Below are 23,238 nucleotides of genomic sequence, written 5' to 3' on the forward strand. Positions count from 1 at the left end.
ACCCACGCGTATCCGGGAGAGTCATAGACGTGCTCGCCGTACTCTCTCCCGGCCAGGGTTCCCAGAAACCCGGCTTCCTGACCCCCTGGCTCGACCTGGCCGGTGCCGAGGCGCGGCTGCGCTGGTGGTCCGCGCTCGCCGGGGTCGACCTGGCGCACCTCGGCACGAAGGCCGACGCCGACGAGATCAAGGACACCGCCCGCACCCAGCCGCTGCTGGTGGCTGCCGCCCTGCTGGCCGCCGAGCACCTGCCGATGTACGACGTCTCGGTCACCGCCGGGCACAGCGTCGGCGAGCTTGGCGCCGCCACCCTGGCCGGGGTCCTCCCGGCCGAGGCGGCGATCACCCTCGCCGGGGTGCGCGGACGCGAGATGGCCGCCGCCTGCGCGCTGGAGCAGACCGGCATGGCCGCGGTGCTCGGCGGCGACTCCGACGAGGTCCTCGCCGCGCTCGACACGCACGGGCTGCACCCGGCCAACCGTAACGGCGCCGGCCAGATCGTCGCCGCCGGCAGCCTGGACGCGCTGGACAAGCTCGCCGCCGAGCCGCCCGCGAAGAGCCGGGTGATCCGACTCAAGGTGGCCGGGGCGTTCCACACCCCGTACATGGCGCCGGCCGAGGCCGCGCTGGCCGCGGTGGCCGCCGGCATCACCACCGCCGACCCGCGCCGGATCCTGCTGTCCAACCTGGACGGCGCGGCGGTCAACCACGGCCGGGAGACGGTACAGCGGCTGGTCCGTCAGGTCACCTCCCCGGTCCGCTGGGACCTGTGCATGCGCACCCTGGCCGACCTCGGCGTCACCGGCGTGATCGAACTGCCCCCGGCCGGCACCCTGGCCGGTCTGGTCAAGCGGGAGCTCAAGAAGACCGGCGTTCCGGAGATCGTCTCCCTGAACACCCCCGACGACCTGCCCGCCGCCCGCGACCTGATCGCCCGGCACAGCGGCCTGCGCGGCCACGAGCCGGTGATCCAGTTCCGGGTGGTCGTCTCGCCCGTCGCGGGCACCTTCGAACCGGACGCGGAGCTCGCCGAGGGCGCCGACCTCCGTACCGGCCAGGTGATCGGCCACATCGCCACCCGACAGGGGTCGGTCGAGGTGACCGCGCACGACAGCGGGCTGCTCACCGAGTGGCTCGCCCACCACGACGACCCGGTCGCACCGGGTCAGCCCCTCGCCCGCATCGGAGGCCACGCATGAGCGAGCGCATCATCAGGCACAGCGCCGTCACGCCTGATGCCGAGGCCGACCGCAGGGAGGCATCGGCATGAGCAGTCCCGTCACCGGCAGTCGGATCCTCGCGCTCGGCCACTACCAGCCCGCGCGGGTGGTGACCAACGACGACCTCGCCCAGCTCGTCGACACCAACGACGAGTGGATCCGGGACCGGGTCGGCATCGTCTCCCGGCGGATCGCCGACGGCGAGACGGTGGCCGACATGGCGACCGCCGCCGCCGGCAAGGCCCTGGCCAACTCCGGCCTGACCGCCGCCGACATCGACCTGGTCGTCGTCGCCACCTGCACGTCGATCGACCGCAGCCCGAACGTGGCCTGCCGGGTCGCCGCGAAGCTGGGCATCGCCGCCCCCGGGGCGTACGACATCAACACGGCCTGTTCGGGCTTCGCGTACGCGCTCGGCACGGTGGACCACGCGATCCGGGCCGGGGCGGCGCGCAACGCGATCGTCGTCGGCGCGGAGAAGCTCTCCGACTTCACCGACTGGACCGACCGCTCGACCTGCATCATCTTCGGTGACGGCGCCGGCGCGGCGGTGGTCACCGCCACCGGTGAGGGCGAGCCCGCCGGGGTCGGCCCGGTGGTCTGGGGATCGGTGCCGGAGAAGAGCGACGCGGTACGGATCGAGGGCTGGCGCCCGTACATCGCGCAGGAGGGGCAGGCGGTCTTCCGCTGGGCCACCACCGCGCTGGCCCCGCTGGCCCTGCAGGCCTGCGAGCGGGCCGGGGTCGCCCCGTCGGAGCTGGCCGCGTTCGTGCCGCACCAGGCCAACGGACGGATCATCGACGGCATCGCCAAGCGGCTGGGCATCTCGCAGGCCATCGTCGCCAAGGACATCGTCGAGTCCGGCAACACCTCGGCGGCGAGCGTGCCGCTGGCCCTGTCCAAGCTGGTCGAGCGGCGGGAGGTGCCCTCGGGCGCCCCGGTGCTGCTCTTCGGCTTCGGCGGCGGCCTGACCTACGCCGGTCAGGTCGTCCGCTGCCCCTGAAGACCCGGCCCGGTCCTGCCGTGCCGTCCCGCCGTCCGGCGGAGAACTACCCCCTATGGAGAGGAAACCCAACCGCAATGACCCGTGACGAGATCACCACCGGCCTCGCCGAGATCCTCGAAGAGGTTGCCGGGGTGAACCCGGACGACGTGGCCGAGGGGAAGTCCTTCACCGACGACCTCGACGTCGACTCGCTCTCCATGGTGGAGGTCGTGGTGGCGGCCGAGGAGAAGTTCGGCGTCAAGATCCCGGACAACGAGGTGCAGAACCTGAAGACCGTCGGGGACGCCGTCAGCTACATCGAGGCGCAGTCCTGATATGAGTCGTCCCGACGTCGTCGTCACCGGGCTCGGCGCGACCACCCCGCTGGGCGGGGACGTCGCGTCGACCTGGGACGCCATGCTCGCCGGCCGCTCCGGGGTGGGTCCGCTCACCCAGGAGTGGGCCGGGCAGCTCCCCGTCCGGATCGCCGCCCAGCTGGCGGTCGATCCCGCCGAGGTGCTGGAGCGGGTCAAGCTTCGCCGACTGGACCGCTCCGAGGCGATCGCCCTGATCGCCGCCCACCAGGCGTGGGCCGACGCCGGCCTGGCCGACTCCGGGCTGGACCCGGAGCGGTTGGCCGTCAGCATCGGCTCCGGCATCGGCGGCGCCACCACCATGCTCGCCCAGGACGACATCCTGGAGGCGTCCGGCCCGCGGCGGGTCTCCCCGCACACGGTGCCGATGCTGATGCCCAACGGTCCGGCCGCCTGGGTCGGGCTGGAACTGGGCGCCAAGGCCGGTGTGCACTCGGTGGCCAGCGCCTGCGCCACCGGCGCCGAGGCCATCGCGCTCGGTCTGGACATCATCCGCGCCGGCCGGGCCGACGTGGTGGTGGCCGGCGGCACCGAGGCGGTCATCCACCCGCTGCCGATCGCCGGGTTCGCCTCGATGCGGGCCATGTCGACCCGCAACGACGAGCCGGAGCGGGCCTCCCGCCCGTGGGACAAGGGCCGCGACGGCTTCGTCCTCGGTGAGGGTGCCGGCATCGTGGTGCTGGAACGCGCCGACCACGCCGCCGCGCGCGGTGCCCGGGTGTACGCGCGCCTCGCCGGCGCCGGCATCACCTCCGACGCGTACGACATGGTGCAGCCGCACGCCGAGGGCGAGGGCGCCATCAGGGCAATTCGGAAGGCGATCGCGGACGCCGACATCGCCAAGATGGACATCATGCACGTCAACGCGCACGCGACGTCGACGCCGGTGGGCGACATGCTGGAGATCGGGGCGCTGCACCAGGCGCTCGGGGACCACCCGGTGCTGACGGCGACCAAGTCCATGACCGGTCACCTGCTCGGCGCGGCCGGGGCGTTGGAGTCGATCGCCACCATCCTGGCCATCCGCGACGGTGTCGTGCCTCCGACGATCAACCTGGACGACGCCGACGACGGGCTGACCATGGACGTGGCCGCACGCGAGCCGCGCCGCATGGAGATCCCCGCCGCGCTGAACAACGCGTTCGGCTTCGGCGGCCACAACGTGGCTCTCGTCTTCACGCGGGCCTGAGACCACAGCCTGGGAGGCTCAAGTGACCACGACCGCCGTCAGCGCGGACACCTCGACAGCCGACCACCGCGATCCCGAGGTTCGGCTTCGGGCGCTGTTCGATGCTGGTTCGTTGCGGTTGTGTGTGCCACGGGACGCGTCGGGGGTGTTGTGGGCGCGCGGTGAGGTCGCTGGTGTGCCGGTGGTGGGGTACGCCACGGATGCCACTCGGATGGGTGGGGCGATGGGCACCGAGGGGTGTCGGCGCGTGGTGGATGCGATCGACACGGCGGTGCGTGAGCGGGTGCCGGTGGTGGGGTTGTGGCATTCGGGTGGGGCGCGGCTGGCTGAGGGTGTGGTCGCGCTGGATGCGGTGGGTCAGGTGTTCGCCGCGATGGTGCGGGCGTCGGGGCGGGTGCCGCAGATTTCGGTGGTGCTGGGTCCGGCTGCGGGTGGTGCGGCGTACGGGCCGGCGTTGACCGACATCGTGGTGATGAGTGGGGCGGGGCGGATCTTCGTCACGGGGCCGGAGGTGGTGCGGTCGGTCACCGGTGAGCAGGTGGACATGGAGCGCCTGGGTGGGCCGGAGCCGCACGGGCGTCGGTCCGGAGTGGTGCATGTGACGTGTGCCGATGACGAGGCGGCGTTGGGTCAGGCGCGGACGTTGGCCGCGTTGCTGGGGCGTCAGGGGCGGCTGTCGCCGGACGATGTGCCGGTCGGTGACGCCGGTCATGACCTCGCGGCGAGGATGCCGGCCGAGACGAATCGCGCCTACGACGTCAAGCCGGTGGTCAAGGCGCTGCTGGACGCCCCGGGTGTGGAGTTGCACGCCAAGTGGGCGCCGAACGTGGTCACGACTCTCGGTCGGTTCGCCGGGCGCACCGTCGGGGTCGTGGCGAACAATCCGCTGCGGCTGGGGGGCTGTCTCGACGCCTCGTCGGCGGAGAAGGCGGCCCGGTTCGTGCGCATGTGCGACAGCCTCGGGGTGCCGTTGATCGTGCTGGTCGACGTGCCCGGCTACCTGCCCGGCCTCGGTCAGGAATGGGACGGCGTGGTGCGGCGCGGCGCGAAGCTGCTGCACGCGTTCGCCGAAGCGGTCGTGCCGCGGGTCACCCTGGTCACCCGCAAGGCCTACGGCGGCGCGTACATCGCGATGAACTCCCGCAGCCTCGGCGCGACCGCCGTGTTCGCCTGGCCCGACGCCGAAGTCGCCGTCATGGGCGCCAGCGCCGCGGTCAACATCCTGCACCGCAAGAAACTCGCCGCCGCTCCCGCCGAGGAACGCGAAACCCTCCGCGCCCACCTGATCGACGAACAGATCCGCATCGCCGGTGGCGTCAACCGGGCCCTCGAGATCGGCGTCGTCGACGACGTCATCACACCCGCCGAGACCCGCCGCCGCATCGCCGAAGCCCTCGCCACCGCACCCGCCGCCCGAGGCGCGCACGGCAACATTCCGCTGTGACACCGGACGTACCCCTGGGTCCGCGCTCGACGAGCGCGGACCCGACGTCGTCTCAGCCCCGGTTGCGGGGGTGCTGGCGGGCGGTCCGTTCGTTGCCCCGGCGGTAGTTGCCCGTCCAGCGGGCCATCACCAGTTGCGGTTCCTCGCCGACCTCGGCGAGGAACTCCGCCGCCCGGCCGCCCCGCAGCGTGCCGGCCGCCCGGCCGTGGTGGGTGATCACCACCGAGCCGTCCGCCCGCTCCACGTATGCGAAACCCCGCGCGTCCTGTCCCATGCCCGGCAGAGTGCCAGCGCCGGGCGGGTGTCGCATCCGGATTTCGGCCCCGGGACCGGGGCGGGTGTCCGGATCTCCACGGCAGCCGCCCTCCCGTCGGCGGTGGAGTGGCCGGCCGCCGCCCACACGGGCCAGCACGGGGCACCGCGCGTCGGCTAGCATCCGTCGGCCGCCGTATCGGCGGCGGGAACTTCGACGGGGAACGTGACACATGAAGCGACAGGTGGCCGTGCTGGCCGCACTCACCCTGGCCGTGTCGACCGGCTGCGCCGAGACGAAGGAGCAGCCGGTCGCCGTGCCCGCACCGTCGGCGGCGACCTCCACCGGCGAACCGTGGTACGACGAGATCACCGCTGCCCCGGCGGGCGGGAACGTCGGTGGCGTGGGCAGCCCCTGCCCGCTGCCGATCTCCTTCTCGTTGCCGGAGAAGTGGACACCGAAGCCGATCGAGATCCCCGAGGGGGAGCTGGCGGAGCTCCTCGGTGAGGCGTTCACCGCGCGGGGCGGCGCCACCGCCCGGTGCGAGGTGGACGGCCGGCGCGCCGGCGGCGGCTTCCTGCGGGTGTGGACGGCCGACGACCCGACCGTCGAGGCGCGACCGGCGCTGGAGGCGTTCGTCGCCGGTGGGGAGAAGGTCAGCGGTCAGGAGTACCGGTCGGTGAAGGCCGGCAGCATCGACGCGGTCGAGGCGACCTGGGTGTCCACCAGCGAGCTGACCGAGGACACCAACCGGTCCTGGGCCTTCGCGGTACGGGCGGGTGGGCGGACGGTGCTGGTCACGGTGAGCGAGAGTCTCCTCGCCGAGGCCACGGACCTTCTGCCCGGGTACCGGCTGGCCAGGTCGAGCGCCGGCCTGCCGAAGTGACCGGTGTGCCCCGGCCGCCGGTGGTGTGGCCGGGGCACGGGTCGGCGGGCGTGGGCGCCCCGCTCCCGCTGGGCCGGCATCCCGACGAGTGAGAGCCCTGGCCCCGTACCGGCGGGGTTCCTCGCTCGGCGTGCCGCCGTCAGGCGCAGCTGGTGGCGGGCAGTCCCGGCACCGGCACCGGCGAACGACCGCCCGGCTCCGCCTTGCCGGCGAGCACCCGGGCGAGCGCGGTCATCGAGGTACGGCTGGAGGAGTAGGTGGCCAGCAGCATCGGCGACGTCGCCTTCTCCAGCACGTACGGGGTGTCCATCGCGACGGTCACCGCCGCGCCGGCGCTGAGGTCACCGGCTGAGTCGCCGTAGCCGACCAGGTGCACCCTGGTGCCGCCGCTGGGGACCACCCGCACCCCCGCCTCGGTCAGCGCCTCCGTCAGCGCGGCGCGGGTGCGGTCCCGGCCGGCGGAGGAGGTCACCGTCACCGGGCCGCGTACCGGCGCGCCGCAGGTGCCGCGCAGCATGGTGACCGCCGCGGCGGCGAGGGCGTCGGCCGCCCTGCGGTGCTCGGGGCTGTTCAGGGTGGACATCGCCGGGGCGGGGCGGTCGGCGAGCTGGAACTTCATGGTCAGCACCCGGGTGGCCGCCTCGACCAGCCGGGCCCGGGGCAGCGACCCGTCGCGCAGCGCGACGAGCAGGCCGTCGTACGCCTGGCCGACGTGCGGCGGCATCAGGATCAGGTCGTTGCCGGCCAGCAGCGCCTTCACCGCGGCTTCGCCCGGCGGGTACCGCTTGGCCGGCGCCATGTTCATCCCGTCGGTGATCACCACGCCGGTGAAGCCGAGCTGCCCGCGCAGCACGTCGGTGAGCAGCTTGCGGGAGAAGGTGGCCGGGGTGCCCGGGTCGACCGCCTTGACGTCCAGGTGGGCCGACATCACCGCCATCGCGCCGGCGCCGATGCCGCCGGTGAACGGCGGGAAGGCGGTGCGGTCCAGTTGGGTGCGGGACTGGGCGATGACCGGCAGGTCCTTGTGCGAGTCGGCGGCGCTCAGGCCGTGCCCGGGGAAGTGCTTGACGCTGGCCGCGACCCCGGCGCTCTGCAGCCCCCGCACCGCGCCGGCGACCTGCTCGGAGGCCCGCTTCGGGTCGGCGCCGAAGGAGCGGGAGCCGATCACCCTGCTGCGGGTGGCGAGCACGTCGGCCACCGGTGCGAAGTCCAGGTTGATCCCCATGGCGGCCAGCTCCTGGCCGGCGGCCCGCCAGGCGGCCTCGGTGAGCGCCGGGTCGCCGGCCGCTCCGGCGGCCAGGGCGCTGGGCAGCGTGGTCACCCCGTCGGTGATCCGGGTGACCACGCCGTACTCCTGGTCGGTGCCGATCAGGAAGGGCGCACTGCCGGCGGGGAGCCTGGCGGCGGCCTCGCGCAGCCCGCCGGTGAGTTCCCGGACCTGCCGGGGGTTGTCGACGTTGGTGGTGGCCTGGTTGCCGGAGGTGGGGTCGTCGGCGCTGAAGCCGACCAGGATCACGCCGCCGAGGCGGTACTTCGCCACCATCTCGGCGGGAGTGTCGACCCCGGCCAGGGCGCGGTTGCCGGCGGCCGAGGCGGGCGTGACCTTCGTCGCCGCACTGCCGTACGCGTAGGGCATCAGCACCTGGCCGGCCAGGTCCTCGTCGGTGAGCGTGCCGACCAGCGCGGCGGCGCGGGCGGCCGGGTCACCGGCGGGGGTGGGCGCGGGGCTGGGCGCGGTGGTCGAGGCCGACGGGCTCGGCCCGGGTCGCGGCGTGTCCGGCCTCGCCGAGCAGCCGGAGACGAGCAGCGCGGTCAGGGCGGCGAGGGCGACGCCGGCACGTCGCGGGGAAGTCGGCACGCGGCCCATCAAACCCGGCGTCGCGTCGCTGCGGCAACCCGACCGGCCGGTCGCCCACACGGGGCGTGCCGGTCCGCACCCGGCTGTCCGGGTACGGCTCCGGCCTCAGCCGACGCGGGTGAGCAGGGTCACCGGGGCGCCGTCGCCGGCGTACCGGTAGGGCTCCAGCTCCGCGTCCCAGGCGGTGCCGAGCGCCTTGTCCAGGGCGTGCGCCAGCGCCTCCGGCGCGCGGGCGGCGGCCATGATGCCGCGCAGACGGTCCTCGCCGAGCTGGATGTCACCGGCGGCGCCGACGGTCGCCCGGAACAGCCCTCGGCCGGGGACGTACATGAAGCGCTCACCGTCGACACCCGCGCTGGGCTCCTCGGTCACCTCGAAACGGATCATGGGCCACTGCCGGAGGGCAGCAGCCAGCTCGGCGCCCGTTCCCGGACGACCGGTCCACCCGCATTCGGCCCGGCGGGCGCCGGGATCGACGGGCTGAGCCGTCCACTGCAGGTTGACCGGCGCGGCGAGGACGCGCGCGATCGCCCACTCGACGTGTGAGCACACGGCGAGCGGGGTCGAGTGGACGTATACGACGCCACGCGTTGGCACGGTGACCTCCCGGAGAGCGAGGTGCGTCTTCCCCTACGACCTCGGCCACCCGGGTGGCTTCTGCAACACATGATGACTGCTGGGACGGATGGTACGCCAGGGAATCGGAAAATTCGCCGGGTGGAATACCCGGACCGGTGACCTGGGTTGTGCTCCCCGACAGGCGCGGTGGCCAGCCAGGCATCGTGGTCGTGTACAGTTCTCCGGGCGGTTCTGTGCCGCCGTACATCTTCGCGGGCCGAGGCTCATCCCGGGCGTCACCCGCTACAGCCCCCGGACGTTCCCGCGTCCTCCCGTACGTCTTGCAAGGAGTACCTCCGTGGCGAGCAACACCTCTAAGACCGCGCGCGCGTCAGTCCGGGCCGGCCAGGCTGGCCAGGGTGGCGCCCTCAGCGTGCTGGGCGAGTTCAAGTACCTCATTCCGCTCAACGGCGGCAAGCACGCCTACGTGCGGAACCTGACCAACGGCAAGACCGCGCACCTGCGCACCGACTCCGACGCCTTCGTCGAGGAGATCCGGGTGCTGGCCGCCGCCGGCCACGCCGCCAAGATCCGCGCCGAGATCAACAACCTCGCCGCGGCGCACCCGGGCGACGGCTGGGACAAGACCGAGAAGCGTCTCGTCGAGGCCGGCGTCTTCGAGGGCTGAGCCCTCCCCCGAGCCACACCGGAACCGCCCGTCGGGTCACCCCGACGGGCGGTTCCGTCTTTTCCGGGCACGCCCACCCGCCGACCGTGATCCGCCACGCTCCCGGGCCACGACGCGCCCATCACGCACGATCCCGGATGTATTGGCCTCACGGCCTGGTCGAGGCCACTACATCCAGGATCGAGCACGATCTGCGGAGGGTCGGCGCGGACAGGGCGGCGCGTCGGTGGCAGCAGAGCACCCGTGAGGCGTGAGGCCGGGCCGGCGGGCGGGGTCAGCGGTCCAGCAGGGCGACCTCGCCGGTGGCCAGGTCGTACAGGGCGCCGACGACGTCGACCTCGCCCGCCGCGACCGGCCCGGTCAGCAGGTCGTCGGCGCGCAGCGCGGCCACCGTGCGCAACACGTGCCGGCGTACCGCCATCGGGTGGGCGGCCGGGTCGTCCGGGCCCACCTCGGTCACCGCCGGGGCGATCTGGTCGACGACGTACGCCAGTGAGCCGCCCGGCGGCCGGCCGGTGCGCAGGGTCTGCACCGCCGAGGCGACCGCACCGCACCGCTCGTGCCCGAGCACCATCACCAGCGGCACCCCGAGCTGGCCCACCACGTACTCGATCGAGCCGCAGACCGCCCGGTCGAGCACGTGCGCGCCGGTGCGGATCACACAGATCGACCCGAACGTCTGGTCGAAGATCGCCTCCAGCGGCACCCGGGAGTCGATGCAGCCGAGCAGCACGGCGTACGGCTGCTGGTCACCGGAGGCCACGGCCGCCGCGGCGGTGACGTCGTGGCCGTGCACCGGCTGGCCGCTGACGAACCGCCGGTTGCCGGCGAGCAGCGCGGCCAGCGCGGCGCGGGGCGTTCGGGCAGCTCCGGGGCTTGCAGAGGTCATACGTCCCAGCCTGGCCATCGATCAGATCCTGCGGGGCCGGCTTGCGAATCTTCTCACCGGCACGGTTGGCGTGGTCTCATGTCGGGTAGCCGGTGTTACCGCCGGGTTACACCGGTGGATCGATCCCGGTCGGCCTGGGGAGGTGGCGATGCCGGAGAAGCGGGAGGTACGACTCCCCGACGACGTACGCCTGCACGTCGAGGTGACCGGGCCGGCGGGCGCGGAGGTCACCGCGATCCTGCTGCACGGCTGGACGCTGGACGGGCGGGCCTGGCACCGGCAGCTCGCCGACCTGACCGCACGCTTCGGTGAGCGGGTACGCGTGGTCACCTACGACGCCCGTGGGCACGGCCGGTCGAGCTGCATGGCGCTGCGGACGGCCACCCTGGCCCAGCTCGGCGACGACCTGGCCGCCGTGGTGGACGAGGTGTCCCCCACCGGCCGGGTGGTGCTCGTCGGGCACTCGATGGGCGGGATGACCGTGATGGAGTACGCCCACCGCCACCCCGAGCACTTCGCCACCCGTACCGCCGGGCTGGTCTTCGTCTCCACCACCGCCGAGGGGCACACCCACACCGTCTACGGCCTGTCGCCCCGGATCGCCCGGTTGATCCGGATCGCCGAGACCACCGGCGCCGGGGTGCTGGCCCGGTGCGGCTCCTGGCGTCCGCCGCGGGCGCTGCTGCGGGCGTTGCAGCCCAGCATCCGCTGGATGCTCTTCGGCGACCGCTGCGACCCGACCGACATCCGCCTGGTCACCTCGGCGGCGGCCCGCGCCTCGCTCCGCTCGATCGGCGGGTTCCGCGCCTCGATCGGCGCCCAGCACCGGCTGGAGACCCTGGCCGAGCTGGCCCACCTGCCGGCGGCGGCCCTGGTCGGCGACCGGGACCGGTTGACCCCGCCGCCGTGCGCGGAGTCGATCGCGGCCGCGTTGCCGGTGACCGAGCTGACCGTCTGCCCCGGCGCGGGGCACATGCTGATGATGGAACGCCCCGACGAGGTGAACGCCGCGCTGGCCGGGGTACTCCAGCGGGTGCTGACCGGCCCGACCGAGCCGACGCCGGCCGGCCCGCCCGTACCTGCCTGATCGGGCCGGGAGGTCGCGGCGACCCGCACGGGCGCAGAGCGCGACGCCGGTGGGACCGCACCCGCACTGCCGGACCGGGCACCGCGTCCGGACAGCGCGGTGCGGGGAGGACCGGAACGGGTCGTGGCCGGGGGCCGGGACCGTCGGCCGGACGTGGCCGAGGTCGCGGGAGGCGGCATGGCCTCGACACGGTCCGGCGTGCGGCCCGTACCCTCATTCCGCCTGGCGTGCGCCCGCGTCCGGCGCCGCCGTCGCACAGGAGCCCTCGCCTTGACCGACCACACCACCCTGGAACGGGAGATCGCCGCCGAGCAGCGGCATCTCGACCGGGTGTACGCCCGGCTGGCCGAACTGCGCCGCTCGGCCGCGCAGGCCGAGAAGGACGGCTACCGACTGGCCCGGGTCGGCAACTTCGGTGCGCTGGTCGAACGGGACGCGATGGTCTTCCACGCCGCGCAGCGGCGGTACGTGCTGGACGCCGAGCACGAGGGGCTGGTCTTCGGCCGGCTCGACCTGCGTACCGGCCAGGTGCTGCACGTGGGGCGGCTCGGGGTCCGCGGCGAGGAGGCCGAGACGTTGGTGGTCGACTGGCGGGCCCCGGCCGCCGCCGCCTTCTACCAGGCCACGCCCGCCGAGCCGCTGGGCGTGGTGCGGCGGCGCACCATCCAGTCCTCGGGTGAGAAGGTGACCCGGATCGAGGACGACCTGCTCGACCCGGAGGCAGTGCCGGCGGACCTGGCGGTGGTCGGCGACGGGGCGCTGCTGGCCACCCTGTCCCGGGCCACCGGCCGGGGAATGCGGGACATCGTGGCGACCATCCAGCGGGAGCAGGACGAGGCGATCCGCTCCCCCGGCTCCGGTGTCACGATCGTCTCGGGCGGCCCGGGGACCGGCAAGACGGCCGTCGCCCTGCACCGTGCCGCGTACCTGCTCTACTCCGACCGCGCCCGGTACGCCGGCGGCGGCATCCTGGTGCTCGGCCCGTCGTCGGTCTTCGTCGAGTACATCGCCTCGGTGCTCCCCTCGCTCGGTGAGGAGACCGCCACCCTGCACTCGCTCGGCTCGCTCTTCCCCGGCATGTCGGCGACCCGCACCGACCCGCCGGAGGTGGCGGCGGTGAAGGGTTCGCTGCGGATGCGGCGGGTGTTGGAGCGCGCGGTACGCGACGCGGTGCCGGACGGCCCCGAGGAGCTGCGCCTGCTCTACCGTGGCCAGCTGCTGCGGCTGGAGCGGCGGGAGCTGGACGGCGTCCGGGACCGGACGCTGTCGCGGGGCGCGCGCCGCAACGAGGTCCGCCGGGCCGCCTTCGACGCCGTCCTCGCCGCGCTGTACGCCCAGGCGCGCCGGCTGGCCGTCCCGCGCCTGCCGGAGCAGCCCGCCTTCGAGGACGAGATCATCGAACGGCCGGAGTTCCGGGAGTTCCTCAAGGCGTGGTGGCCGCGGCTGCACCCCCGGCACGTGCTGGACTGGCTGGCCCGGCCGGCGCGGCTGCGCCGGTACGCCGCCGGTGTCCTGTCCCGGGCCGAGACCACGCTGCTGTCCGGGGCGTACCGGACGTTGGGGTCGCAGGGGCTGACGGTGGCCGACATCGCCCTGCTCGACGAGTTGGACGCGCTGCTGGGCCAGCCGGTGCGGCCGAAGCGGCCGAAGCGCGACCCGTTCCAGCTGGCCGGCGGGGTACGCGAGCTGAGCACCTTCGCCGACCGGCAGCGGGCCGCGCGGGCAGCGGCGCGGGAGCGCCCGGAGGACTACCGCGACTACGCGCACGTGGTGGTGGACGAGGCGCAGGACGTCTCGCCGATGCAGTGGCGGATGGTCGGCCGGCGCGGACGGCTGGCCTCCTGGACGGTGGTGGGCGACCCGGCGCAGACCGCGTGGACGGGTGACCCGCAGGAGCTGGACCGGGCCCGGGAGCAGGCGCTGGGCCGGCGTCGGCGGCACCGGTTCAACCTCACCACCAACTACCGCAACTCGGCGGAGATCTTCGCGGTGGCGGCGGCGGAGATCCGCCGGCTCCACCCCGACCTGGAGCTGCCGGTCGCGGTCCGGTCCACCGGTGTCGAGCCGGTGGCGCTGACCGTCCCGGCGGCGGAGTTGGCCGCCACGACGGTGGAGGCCGTCCAGACGCTGCTCGGCGAGGTGGAGGGCACCGTCGGCGTGATCACGCCGGTGCCGCGCCGCGACGAGGTGGCCGGCTGGCTGGACGGGCGCGGCGGCCCCCGGCTCCAGGTGGTGACCAGCCTCCAGGCCAAGGGCATGGAGTACGACGGGGTGGTGCTGGTCCACCCGGACGAGATCCGGGCCGAGCCCTCCGGCGCCCGAACCCTCTACGTGGCACTCTCCCGCGCCACCCAACGCCTCACCACCATCACCCCCACCCCGGTTGATCATGAAGTTGTTGCCCCGCACGCCGTGTCGTGGCAATAACTTGATGATCATCGGCGGGGGCGGGGGTCACTTGCACATATAGCGATGTGAGCATAGGTTGGGTGCCGGGTCGGGGCGGCGACGGAGGGTGTGGGCGTGGGCGCAGGTCATGACCACCACGGGTCGGTCGCGAACGCCGCGCACCGCCACCGGGGCCGACTCTGGACGGCCTTCGCGCTGCTCGCCGCCCTGATGCTGGTCGAGGCGGCGACGGCCGTCGTCACCGGCTCACTGGCCCTGCTCTCCGACGCCGGGCACATGTTCACCGACGTGCTCGGCATCGGGATGGCCCTGGCGGCGATCACCGCCGCCCGGCGGGCGGACCGGGACCCGCAGCGCACCTTCGGCCTCTACCGGCTGGAGGTGCTCGCCGCGCTCGCCAACGCGGTGCTGCTCAGTGGCGTCGCCGTCTACGTCCTGATCGAGGCGGTACGCCGGTTCGGCGACCCGCCGGAGGTCAGCACCGGGCCGATGCTGGTGGTGGCCGTGCTCGGCCTGCTCGCCAACGTCGTCGCCTTCGCCCTGCTCCGCGAGGGCGCGCAGGAGAGCATCAACCTGCGCGGGGCGTACCTGGAGGTGCTCGGCGACCTGCTCGGCTCACTCGGCGTGATCGGCGCCGCGCTGCTGATCGCCGGCACCGGCTGGTGGTGGGCCGACCCGGCGGTGGCGGTCGCGATCGCCCTGTTCATCCTTCCCCGCACCTGGCGGCTCGGCCGGGCGGCCGTCCGGATCCTGGTGCAGGCCGCCCCGGAGCATCTTCAGGTGACCGCGGTGCACGACCGGCTGGTCGCCGTCCCGGGCGTGGCCGAGGTGCACGACCTGCACGTCTGGACGCTCACCTCCGGCATGGAGGTGGCCTCGGCACACCTGACCATGCACCCCGGGGCCGAGGTGGGCACGGTGCTGGCCGCCGCCCGCAGCGCGCTGCACGAGGACTTCCACATCGAGCACGCCACCCTCCAGATCGAGCCTGGAGCGGCACCGGGGGCCTGCGGCGCGATCGAGTGGTAACACCAATTATCCACTTATGCACCTTTTGGCAGACTTACCTCCCGTACCCTCAGTCACGAACCGGGCATCAGCCACACCAGTACCGGTAGTCTCGGTTCCGGCCTCCGCCAGGCGGCACCCGACGGTGCCGGCGGTGGCCGCCGCCTAAACGCCCGCCAGGGCGTACCGGGGAACCAGGTACGTGGGGTGCATCCGCGCCAGCGGTAGGGATCTTCCGTCCCGAACCCGTCAGCTAACCCGGTCGGCGGCTGACGGAAGGATTGTGCATGCACGTACGACGTACCACTGTCCGACTGGTGGCCGCGGTCGCCGCCGCCCTCGCCCTCGGGGTGTCGTCGGCGCCACCGCCCGTGACCGCCGCCCCGCCCACCACCCGGCTCGCCGCACCCGGCGACGACGACGAGGGCGGCACCCCGGCCCTGCGCGCCCAACTCGACGCCGCCAGCAAGGGCTGGATCGACGCCAAGGCCGCGCTGGAGCGCTCCACCCGCCGCCAGCAGGAACTCAACAACCAGCTCAAGACCATCGAGTCGGAGCTGACCCTGCGCAACGGCAAGGTCGGCGAGATCGCCGGGGTCGCGTACCGCACCGGCCGGCTCGGCCCCGTGTCGGCGCTGCTCAACAGCACCTCCCCCGAGGGCTTCCTGGACCGGGCCGCCGAGCTGGAGACGGTCGCCAGCAACGAGGACCGCGAACTGCGCAACCTGCTGCGCACCAAGGAGGAGGCCACCCGCACCCGGGTCGCGCTCGACACGGAGATCGTCGAGCAACGCAAGCAGATCGCGGTGATGGCCAAGCGCAAGCAGCAGGCCGAACGGGCGCTGGCGGTGGCCGCCGCCGACAAGCCCGCCCCGCGCGCCGACAGCGGCGCCAGCCGGGGCACCTCCACCGCGAACGCCCGACCGGCGCCGCGCAACTCGGACGGCTCCTGGCCGCGAGAGTCGTGCAGCGTCAACGACCCCACCCCGGCCAACGGGTGCATCACGCCCCGCATGCTGAACGCGCTCCAGCAGAGCCAGGCGGCCGGCTTCACCCGGTACGTCTCCTGCTACCGCCCCGGCGGCTCCGGCGAGCATCCCAAGGGCCGGGCCTGCGACTTCGCCGCGCAGAAGGGCGGCTTCGGCGGGGACGCGACCGGTGGCGACCGGACGTACGGCAACAACCTGGCCGCGTACCACGTCCGCAACGCCGACCGGCTCGGCGTGCTCTACGTGATCTGGTACCGGCAGATCTGGCTGCCCAGCAGCGGCTGGAAGTCGTACAGCGGGGCGGGTGGGGACCCGTCCAGCGACCACACCAACCACGTGCACCTGTCGGTGTACTGACCCACACCGTGTGCGGGGCCCGTCCGTGCGGAGGGGCCCCGCACACGTACGCCGGTTCAGGCGCGGGCGTCAGCCGGCGACCGGGCCGCCGTCGGAGAGCCGGTCCAGCACCGCGCCGAGCCGATCCGCCAGCGCCAGGTGCGCGGCGCGGGCCTGGCGGAAGGCGTACCCGAACAGCGGCGCCGGGGCGGCCAGGGTGATCTCCACGTCCACCCGCAGCACGCCGTCCTCCTCACGGAGCCGGGTGCGGTTGCGCACGGTCGTGCCGGGCTGCTGCCGAGCCACCGTGACGATCTCGTCGTCGGTGACCACCAGGACGTCCGCCTGGTACGTGACCGGAAAGCTCAGCGGCCCCAGCTCCAGCCGGTCGGTGATCGCGTAGCTGGCCCGCGCGCCCGGCCGCGGCGGCAGCTCGCGGACCCGGACGATCAGCGGATGCACCTCACCGTGCCTGGCGAGATCGCTCAACAGCGCCACCGCGTCCGCCCGTGAGCAGCGCGCCTGCACCGTGTAGCTGAACGTCTCCCGCCGGACCACTGCCCCTCCACTCCTCGTCGGTCGCACGATCGTCCCGTACCCGGGACGGGCTGGCAACGCCGACGCCGCCCGGCCGCGCATGACGGGGACGGGACGTCTTCGAGGTGGAGATGCCGAAGCTGGAAACGGCCGTCAACCGGGACGCCGGGCGGTGCCGGCCGAGGCGTACGCGTCGGTCACCGCCGCCCGGGCGGTCGTGTGGGCGGCCGACGTCGACCTCTCCGGCCTCGCCGCAGAGTGTCGGGCGGCGGCTCAGGCGCCGGGCAGGACCTCGGGGGTGGCCGCACCGGCGAAGTACGGCTCCGGGGCGCCGAAGAGGCCGAGCAGGCCGGTCACCCAGAGCTGCCGGTGCACGAACCGGCTCGGCTCGGTGACCACCAGCTTGACGCCGCTGACCTCGGCGGTCTGGAACCCGGCGACCATCGCGCTGATGCCGACCGAGTCGATGAAGGTGACGAGTCGCATGTTGAGCTCGATCCGGGACGGACGGCCCTTCGCGAGCACCTCGGCGATCGCCTCACGCACCTCGTACGCGGTGTCGACGTCGATCTCCCCTCGCGGAGCGATCTCGATGACACCACCCGACAGAACCGACTTCACGATCGACAGGCTCACGCGAGCACCTCCACTCGCCCGTTCACGGGCGCCTCATCAGTACGCGGGCCGCGACCGAGAGTATTCCTCTCACGGCCTCGGTCGCCACCCCTCGGGATGAGCAATTCGCGGATCCGGACGGTTCGGGCCGCCCTTCGCCGCATTTTTCCTGGTCCTGAACACTCCAACGAGCGACCCGGCGAGGCCGCTCCCAACCGCCCCAGGGTAGCCGTTCCGGTCCACTGCGGCCCGCACCCCGGCCCGGCGGCGGGTCCCGCCGGCCGGCCGCCGGAGCCGTGACCGGCGCGCCGCAGGTCGCGCCCGTGCGACACGCGCCCGATGAGCCGCGGGTCACCTGCCTGGTTGTCCGGGCCGCCTAGCCTCGGCGGCGAGAGGTCCACCACGACGGAAGGACGATCGATGCTCAGGAGACTGCTCGGGCTGGCCGGTGTCGGCGCGCTGCTCGCCCTCGTACTGGCCTGCGGCTTCGGCGGCGGCGGGGACGACGACGATGACGACGACGGCGACGACTTCGCCCGTGGCGTCGCGGTGGTCGCGGTCCGCTGACGGCGCGGGCCTGATCCACGACGCGGGTCCGCCGCGCCGACCCGGACGCTGGTTTGACGCCCGGTCGCACTGGGCACTGGCCTGGCAGGCGGACCGTGCCGCGCCGCAGACGTCGACGTGCGACGTGCCCGCAGACTTCGGCACCCCGAGGAGGTAACCCAGATGTTCGGCAGCAACCTGCTGGAGCGCCGCAGCAAGCCGGAACGGATCGCCGACCAGGCCTGGCAGCAGCTCGTCACGACGGTCGGCTCCGCCGGCGACAGCGTCCGCGACGCCACCCGGTCGGTACGCGGCGGCGGCCCGCTGACCGACGCGGGCGACCTCGTCGGTTCGGCGGCGGACGAGGCCCGACGCCGGGCCACCCTGGCCTTCGACGCGCTCGCCGGGCGCCGCCCGGCGCTGCCGTGGGCCCTGCTGATCAGCGCCGCGCTGGTCGGTGCCGCGATCGGCTGGGCCGCCGGCACGGCCGCGCGGGCCGCCGGCAGCCGGGACGGCCGGCGGGTGGACGACATCGAGTTCGTCGACGTGGACCGGCCCAACTCCCCCGCCGGCCTCGACGGCTGACCGGCCCCGTCAACGACGTGGTCCAGCCCGTCGGCGCTCACCCGGAGCGGGCGAAGGTGACTCACCCCGGACGGCGACAGGATCGCGGTCGGCGGGCCGTACGGCCGCCGGAGTGCCCCAATCCTGCGGAGGAGTGAGCGCATGGCCACCGCGACCACCGTCACGCGTACCGACCAGGACATCCAGACCGACGTGCTCGACGAGCTGACCTGGGATCCCCGGGTCAGCCCGACCGAGGTGGGGGTGACCGTCACCGAAGGGGTGGTGACGCTGACCGGCTGGGTGGACAGCTACGCCGCCAAGTGGGCCGCCGAGCGGGCCGCGCACCGGGTGGCCCGGGTCCGGGCCGTCGCCAACGACCTGACCGTCCGGATCGGCCCGTCGGCCGAGCGCACCGACCCGGAGATCGCCTCGGCCGCCGAGCGGGCCCTGGCCTGGGACGCCTTCGTGCCCGTGGAGAACCTGGAGGTCACGGTGGCCGGCGGCTGGGTGACGCTGCGCGGCACCGTCGAGTGGGAGTACCAGCGCCGGGCCGCCGAGCGGGTGGTGGGCCGGCTGACCGGCGTACGCGGGGTGAGCAACGGCGTCAGCGTGCGGCCGGCGACCCGGCCGTCCGGGGCCGACCTGCCCGACCGGATCGTCGACGCGCTGGCCCGCAGCGGCGCCACCGAGCCGGACCGGATCAGCGTCCGGGTGTACGGCGACACCGTGGTCGTCGACGGGCTGGTCCACTCGGTGACCGAGCGGGACGAGGTGGAGCGGGTCGTCTGGTCCGCCCCCGGCATCCGGGAGGTGCACAACCACGTCACGGTGGCCCGCTGAGACCACCCGGGCCGGGTGATCCGCCCTCACCCGGCCCGACGGCAGGGTGGGAGTCATGACTGATTCCGACGGGCTGATCCGACCCGGGAGCCTGGCCCCCGACTTCTCCCTGCCGGCCACCCCGGACGGGCGGCGTACGGGTCCCGGACAGTTGCGCGGCCGGCCGGTGGTGCTGGCCTTCTACCCCGCCGACTGGACCCCGGTCTGCGGCGACCAGATGGCGCTCTACCAGGCGGCGATGCCGGAGTTCGACCGCTACGACGCGGCCGTGCTCGGCATCTCGGTGGACAGCCTCTGGTCGCACCGGGCGTTCGCCGAGGCCAAGGGCATCCGGTTCCCGCTGCTGGCGGACTTCGAGCCCAAGGGCGAGGTGTCCCGCCGGTACGGGGCGTACACCGCGCAGGGGCAGTCGGCCCGGGCGCTGGTGGTGCTCGACCGGGACCAGACGGTGGCCTGGAGCCACCTCTCCCCGCCCGAGGTGAACCCGGGTGCCGACGGCATCCTCGACGCGCTGGAACAGCTCGGCGCGCAGCGGCGGGTGGTGATCCGGTGAGTAGCACGCCGTTGCAGGTCAACGCCCGGCTGCGGGTGCCGGTGGACGGCACCGACCACGTTCGTGGGCCGGTGGACGCGCCGGTGACCGTGGTGCAGTACGGCGACTTCCAGTGCCACTTCTGCGGGGCGGCGTACCCGGACCTGGCCGAGGTGCTGCGCCAGCGGGGCGACACGGTCCGGCTGGTCTACCGGCACTTCCCGATCGCCAACGTGCACCCGTACGCGGAGGCCGCGGCCGAGGTCGCCGAGGCGGCCGGGCGGCGGGACCGGTTCTGGGAGATGCACGACTGGCTCTACGAGCACCAGGACCAGCTGGACCCGGTGCACCTGTCACTCGGCGTCGAACAACTCGGGCTGCCGCCCGACGAGGTCGACGCGGAGATCGGGCGGCAGGCGTACGCGGACCGGGTGCGGCGGGACTTCGTCGGCGGGATCCGCAGCGGGGTGAACGGCACCCCCACCCTCTTCGTCAACGACGTCCGCCACGAGGGCGGGTACGACCTGCCGGAGCTGCTCGCCGCGGTGGACGCGGCCGCCGGCGCCTGACCCGCTCTCCTGCCGTCCGCCGCCGGGATCGCACCGCCCGGCGGCGGGCGGCACCACGTCGGGGCCGGGCGGTCACAGCAGCCGCAGCTCGCGGGCCCGGCGGACCGCCTCGCGGCGGCGGGTCGCGTCGAGCTTGCGGTAGATGTTGCGTACGTGCGTCTTGACGGTGTTGACCGACAGCGACAGTTCACTGGCGATCTCCACGTTGGACAGGATGCTCTGCAGGTACCGCAGGATGGTCAGCTCCCGTTCGGTCAGCGGCTCGTCCAGCGCCCGTTCCGCCCCGACCGGCCCCCGCACGGCCGGCTCCTCGGCGCCCCGGACCAGGTCGCTCACCGTCGGCCAGTGCGCGGTGCCGGAGTCCAGGTGGGCGGCGAGCAGGTCGCGTACCGCCGGCTCGGCGCGGGTGAACACCCGCCGGTAGCCCTCCGGCGCGGCCAGGTCGAGCACCCGTTCCAGCAGCCGGCCGGCCCGCCGGTCGTCGCCGCCGCGCCGGGCCAGCACCGCGTCCAGCACCCCGGCGGCGAGGCGTACCGGCAGCGGCCAGCCCTCGGCGACCGGGGTGTCCCACTCCGGCAGGGCGTACCCGGCGGCGCGCACGTCACCGGCCCGCAGCTCCACCCGGGCCAGCGCCACCGCCAGCGCCGGCGCCGGGTCGGGTTCCCGCGCCCGGTCGGCGATCAGGCCCCGGGCGGTGTCCACGTCTCCCTGCTCCCCGCGCAGGTCGGCCTCCAGGGCGAGCAACCGGTCCGCGAGTTCCCCGTCCGGCCACCCCTCGGCCCGCGCCGCGGCTGCCAGCCGGGCCGCCGCGGCGGCCTCACCGGCGTCGCGCAGCAGCAAGGCCCGGCAGAGCGCCGCCGCGGCCGCGCCGGTGCTCTCCGCACCGGCGGCGCCGGTGAGGCAGAGCTGCGCGGTCGCCTCCTCGGGCTGGTCACGGTGCAACGCCACCAGCGCCAACGCCAGATGCAGGTGGGCGCACTCGACCCGACTCGACCAGCCCTGGCAGGGCGGCATCTCCAGCGCCGCCCGGGCGGTCCGCTCGGCCGCACGCAACTCGCCGGCCAGGGCGCGCAGCAGGGCCAGCCGGGCCGCGCAGACCAGCGCGGTACGCGGCCGTCCGGCCTCCCGGGCGGCGTCGTACGCGCCACCCAGCCGGGCCGCCGCCGCCCGCAGGTCACCCTCGGCGAGGTCGACCAGGCCGAGCGCCGCCCCGGCCACCGCCCGCACGTCGGCGTCCTCCCCGGCACCGGTACGCGGGTCCGCGTCCACGGTGGAGCCGGCCGGGGCACGGGTGCCCAGCAGCCGGGCGGCGGCGGCGCGTACCTCCCGGTGGTCGCCGGCCAGCCGGGCCAGGCTGAGCTCCACGGCGGTGGCCAGCCGGCGGAACCGGTCCCGGCGCGGGACGGGCAGGGACTGCGCCGCCGCCACCGCGTCGCGCAGCCGGGCCCCGGCCGCCTCGGCGTCCCCGGCGTACGCCCGCTCGGCGGCGCAGGCCAGCGCCAGCTCCGGGTCACGGCGGAGCGCCTCCACCGGGGGCGGTGGGGGTGGCGAGGTGGCCGGGGCCCGGTGGTCGTACGGGGCGAGTTCCGGCCAGCCGGTGAGCAGCAGCTCGCTCGCCCGGTCCCACTCCCGCGCGGCGAGCGCGTGCCGCAGCGCCTCGGCGGGGCGGTCGTGCGCGGCGTACCAGCCGGCGGCGCGCAGGTGCAGTTCCCGCCGGTCCCGCTCGTCCAGCCCGCCGAACTCGTCGCGCAGCAGGTCGGCCAGGAGCGGGTGGGCCCGGTACCACGGCGGGTCGCTGTCGTCGGCGTGCAGGAAACCGCCGTCGCGGGCCAGCCCGGCGAGCACCTGCCCACCGTCGTCGCGGCCGGTCAGCACGTCGGCGAGGTCGGCCCGCACGACCGGGCTGACCGCGGTACGCCGCAGCAGCTCCCGCGCCTGCGGCGGCAGCCCGCCCAGCACCTCCGTGCGCAGGTACGCGGCGATCTCCGGCTGGTCGCCGCCGAACCGCTCCGCCCAGCGTTCCGGGTCCGGGCGCTCCCGGGCGGCCAGCGCGGCGAACCGCAGGCCGGCGGGCCAGCCGCCGGTGCGCTCCCGCAGCCGGGTGACCGCCGCCGCGGGCAGTGGGGTGCCGTGCGCGACGAGCAGGTCGGCGACCTCGTCGACGGTGAAGGCCAGCTCGTCCGGGCCGATCTCGGTCAGCTCGCCGGCCAGGCGCAGCCGGTGCAGCGGCAGCGGCAGCTCGCCCCGGGCCCCGGCGACCAGCCGCAACCGCCCGTCGGTGTGCCGCAGCAGGAACTCCAGCCCGGTCAGCGCGGCCGGATCAGCCACCCGGTGCAGGTCGTCCAGGACCAGCACCACCGGCTGCTCCCGGGCGGCCAGCGCGGCGGCGAGCAGTTCCAGCTGGTCGGGGCGGGGCGTGGTGGCCGGCACGGGCGGCCCGGGCTCGTGCCCGGCCACGCCGTGCAGCGCCGCCGCCAGGTACGCCCAGAGCCGTTCCCCGGTGTCGCCCTCCTCGGCCTGCACCCAGGCCGGCGCGGGCTCCGACGTGCCGCGCGCCCAGGTCGCCAGCAGCGTGGTCTTGCCCCAGCCGGCGGGCGCGCGGACCAGGGTGACCGGGCCGGCGGTCCCGGTGTCCAGGCGGGCGGTCAGCCGGGGCCGCAGCAGCAACGGCTCGGGCGGGGCGGGCGGCGTCAGCCGGGAGGCGAGCAGGGGCGGGCCGGCGGACGCCTCGGCCATCCCGTTGGTGCTGCGCTGTTGCGGCATCCGTGCCACCCCCGTCGGACGCGGTCCTCCCCCGGTCGGCGGCGGTTACCCGGCCCGGGGCGGTTCACCCCTTCGGGGGGAGCCGGGTTCACCCGG

22 protein-coding genes, 1 pseudogene and 1 riboswitch are annotated in these 23,238 nt (G+C 74.6%); of the genes and pseudogenes, 16 read left to right on the plus strand and 7 right to left on the minus strand.

Features of this window, described 5'->3' with window-relative positions; all coding sequences use genetic code 11:
- The first annotated feature begins 29 nt into the window (after positions 1-29).
- The 5 genes from GA0070560_RS04650 to GA0070560_RS04670 all read left to right on the plus strand — a co-directional run bounded on the left by GA0070560_RS04650 (position 30) and on the right by GA0070560_RS04670 (position 5,212).
- A complete protein-coding gene (locus GA0070560_RS04650; protein ID WP_091291692.1) occupies positions 30-1,199 on the plus strand; it encodes an acyltransferase domain-containing protein in 1,170 nt (389 codons plus the stop codon).
- Between the two features lie 67 nt (positions 1,200-1,266).
- Entirely contained in the window at positions 1,267-2,223 is a 957-nt protein-coding gene (locus tag GA0070560_RS04655; protein WP_091291694.1) for a beta-ketoacyl-ACP synthase III, read from the plus strand.
- A gap of 77 nt (positions 2,224-2,300) precedes the next feature.
- Positions 2,301-2,540 carry an acyl carrier protein gene (locus GA0070560_RS04660; RefSeq protein ID WP_053653162.1) on the plus strand — a complete coding sequence of 80 codons (240 nt, stop codon included), beginning with the start codon at positions 2,301-2,303 and terminating at the stop codon, positions 2,538-2,540.
- Between the two features lies 1 nt (position 2,541).
- Positions 2,542-3,768: a beta-ketoacyl-ACP synthase II gene (gene fabF, locus GA0070560_RS04665; protein WP_091291737.1), complete on the plus strand. Its 1,227-nt coding sequence runs from the start codon at positions 2,542-2,544 to the stop codon at positions 3,766-3,768.
- A 22-nt stretch (positions 3,769-3,790) separates the two neighbouring features.
- Positions 3,791-5,212 carry an acyl-CoA carboxylase subunit beta gene (locus GA0070560_RS04670; protein WP_091291739.1) on the plus strand — a complete coding sequence of 474 codons (1,422 nt, stop codon included), beginning with the start codon at positions 3,791-3,793 and terminating at the stop codon, positions 5,210-5,212.
- A 52-nt stretch (positions 5,213-5,264) separates the two neighbouring features.
- On the opposite strand, the gene GA0070560_RS04675 is transcribed toward GA0070560_RS04670, so the two are convergent.
- Entirely contained in the window at positions 5,265-5,486 is a 222-nt protein-coding gene (locus GA0070560_RS04675; protein WP_091291741.1) for a hypothetical protein, read from the minus strand.
- Positions 5,487-5,697: 211 nt separating this feature from the next.
- Here GA0070560_RS04675 and GA0070560_RS04680 point away from each other — a divergent pair, with 211 nt between their 5' ends.
- A complete protein-coding gene (locus GA0070560_RS04680) occupies positions 5,698-6,351 on the plus strand; it encodes a lipoprotein (protein ID WP_091291743.1) in 654 nt (217 codons plus the stop codon).
- A gap of 139 nt (positions 6,352-6,490) precedes the next feature.
- On the opposite strand, the gene GA0070560_RS04685 is transcribed toward GA0070560_RS04680, so the two are convergent.
- Positions 6,491-8,218, minus strand: a complete 1,728-nt coding sequence (locus GA0070560_RS04685; protein WP_091291745.1) for a glycoside hydrolase family 3 protein — start codon at positions 8,216-8,218, stop codon at positions 6,491-6,493.
- Positions 8,219-8,314: 96 nt separating this feature from the next.
- Positions 8,315-8,806 carry a DUF3145 domain-containing protein gene (locus tag GA0070560_RS04690; RefSeq protein ID WP_043966937.1) on the minus strand — a complete coding sequence of 164 codons (492 nt, stop codon included), beginning with the start codon at positions 8,804-8,806 and terminating at the stop codon, positions 8,315-8,317.
- Positions 8,807-9,125: 319 nt separating this feature from the next.
- Between GA0070560_RS04690 and GA0070560_RS04695 the strand changes: the two genes are divergently transcribed.
- A complete protein-coding gene (locus GA0070560_RS04695) occupies positions 9,126-9,455 on the plus strand; it encodes a hypothetical protein (RefSeq protein ID WP_091291747.1) in 330 nt (109 codons plus the stop codon).
- A gap of 274 nt (positions 9,456-9,729) precedes the next feature.
- On the opposite strand, the gene GA0070560_RS04700 is transcribed toward GA0070560_RS04695, so the two are convergent.
- Positions 9,730-10,344 (minus strand): carbonic anhydrase, encoded by a 615-nt coding sequence (locus GA0070560_RS04700; protein ID WP_091291748.1) that lies wholly within the window; start codon positions 10,342-10,344, stop codon positions 9,730-9,732.
- Between the two features lie 148 nt (positions 10,345-10,492).
- Here GA0070560_RS04700 and GA0070560_RS04705 point away from each other — a divergent pair, with 148 nt between their 5' ends.
- The 4 genes from GA0070560_RS04705 to GA0070560_RS04720 all read left to right on the plus strand — a co-directional run bounded on the left by GA0070560_RS04705 (position 10,493) and on the right by GA0070560_RS04720 (position 16,194).
- Positions 10,493-11,431, plus strand: a complete 939-nt coding sequence (locus GA0070560_RS04705; protein ID WP_091291749.1) for an alpha/beta fold hydrolase — start codon at positions 10,493-10,495, stop codon at positions 11,429-11,431.
- A 270-nt stretch (positions 11,432-11,701) separates the two neighbouring features.
- Entirely contained in the window at positions 11,702-13,858 is a 2,157-nt protein-coding gene (locus GA0070560_RS04710) for a HelD family protein (RefSeq protein ID WP_091291751.1), read from the plus strand.
- A gap of 90 nt (positions 13,859-13,948) precedes the next feature.
- The gene (locus tag GA0070560_RS04715; RefSeq protein ID WP_245675353.1) at positions 13,949-14,869 is read left to right on the plus strand and encodes a cation diffusion facilitator family transporter; all 921 of its coding nucleotides are present in this window, start codon (positions 13,949-13,951) and stop codon (positions 14,867-14,869) included.
- Positions 14,870-15,000: 131 nt separating this feature from the next.
- A riboswitch (cyclic di-AMP (ydaO/yuaA leader) is annotated at positions 15,001-15,132 on the plus strand.
- A gap of 3 nt (positions 15,133-15,135) precedes the next feature.
- On the plus strand, positions 15,136-16,194 hold the full coding sequence (locus tag GA0070560_RS04720; protein WP_091291753.1) for a coiled-coil domain-containing protein: 1,059 nt from the start codon (positions 15,136-15,138) through the stop codon (positions 16,192-16,194).
- Positions 16,195-16,263: 69 nt separating this feature from the next.
- Here the strand turns inward: GA0070560_RS04720 and GA0070560_RS04725 are convergent, their stop codons facing one another.
- Positions 16,264-16,731 (minus strand): hypothetical protein, encoded by a 468-nt coding sequence (locus GA0070560_RS04725; RefSeq protein ID WP_091291754.1) that lies wholly within the window; start codon positions 16,729-16,731, stop codon positions 16,264-16,266.
- A gap of 252 nt (positions 16,732-16,983) precedes the next feature.
- Positions 16,984-17,346, minus strand: coding sequence for an STAS domain-containing protein (locus GA0070560_RS04730; protein ID WP_091291757.1), 363 nt, complete (start codon positions 17,344-17,346; stop codon positions 16,984-16,986).
- Between the two features lie 399 nt (positions 17,347-17,745).
- Here GA0070560_RS04730 and GA0070560_RS28590 point away from each other — a divergent pair, with 399 nt between their 5' ends.
- From GA0070560_RS28590 to GA0070560_RS04750, 5 genes are all read left to right on the plus strand, one after another.
- On the plus strand, positions 17,746-17,892 hold the full coding sequence (locus GA0070560_RS28590; protein WP_170839274.1) for a hypothetical protein: 147 nt from the start codon (positions 17,746-17,748) through the stop codon (positions 17,890-17,892).
- A gap of 162 nt (positions 17,893-18,054) precedes the next feature.
- Positions 18,055-18,456 carry a hypothetical protein gene (locus GA0070560_RS04735; RefSeq protein WP_091291760.1) on the plus strand — a complete coding sequence of 134 codons (402 nt, stop codon included), beginning with the start codon at positions 18,055-18,057 and terminating at the stop codon, positions 18,454-18,456.
- A 141-nt stretch (positions 18,457-18,597) separates the two neighbouring features.
- Positions 18,598-19,278 (plus strand): BON domain-containing protein, encoded by a 681-nt coding sequence (locus GA0070560_RS04740; protein WP_091291762.1) that lies wholly within the window; start codon positions 18,598-18,600, stop codon positions 19,276-19,278.
- Between the two features lie 55 nt (positions 19,279-19,333).
- Positions 19,334-19,831: a redoxin domain-containing protein gene (locus GA0070560_RS04745; RefSeq protein ID WP_091291763.1), complete on the plus strand. Its 498-nt coding sequence runs from the start codon at positions 19,334-19,336 to the stop codon at positions 19,829-19,831.
- The gene (locus GA0070560_RS04750; RefSeq protein WP_091291765.1) at positions 19,828-20,379 is read left to right on the plus strand and encodes a DsbA family protein; all 552 of its coding nucleotides are present in this window, start codon (positions 19,828-19,830) and stop codon (positions 20,377-20,379) included. The genes GA0070560_RS04745 and GA0070560_RS04750 overlap by 4 nt, the downstream gene beginning before the upstream one ends.
- A 72-nt stretch (positions 20,380-20,451) precedes the next feature.
- Here GA0070560_RS04750 and GA0070560_RS04755 read toward each other — a convergent pair.
- A pseudogene (locus tag GA0070560_RS04755) lies at positions 20,452-23,210 on the minus strand (winged helix-turn-helix domain-containing protein).
- Positions 23,211-23,238: the final 28 nt, after the last annotated feature.

It is taken from the genome of Micromonospora halophytica (assembly GCF_900090245.1).
Taxonomy (GTDB): Bacteria; Actinomycetota; Actinomycetes; order Mycobacteriales; family Micromonosporaceae; genus Micromonospora; species Micromonospora halophytica.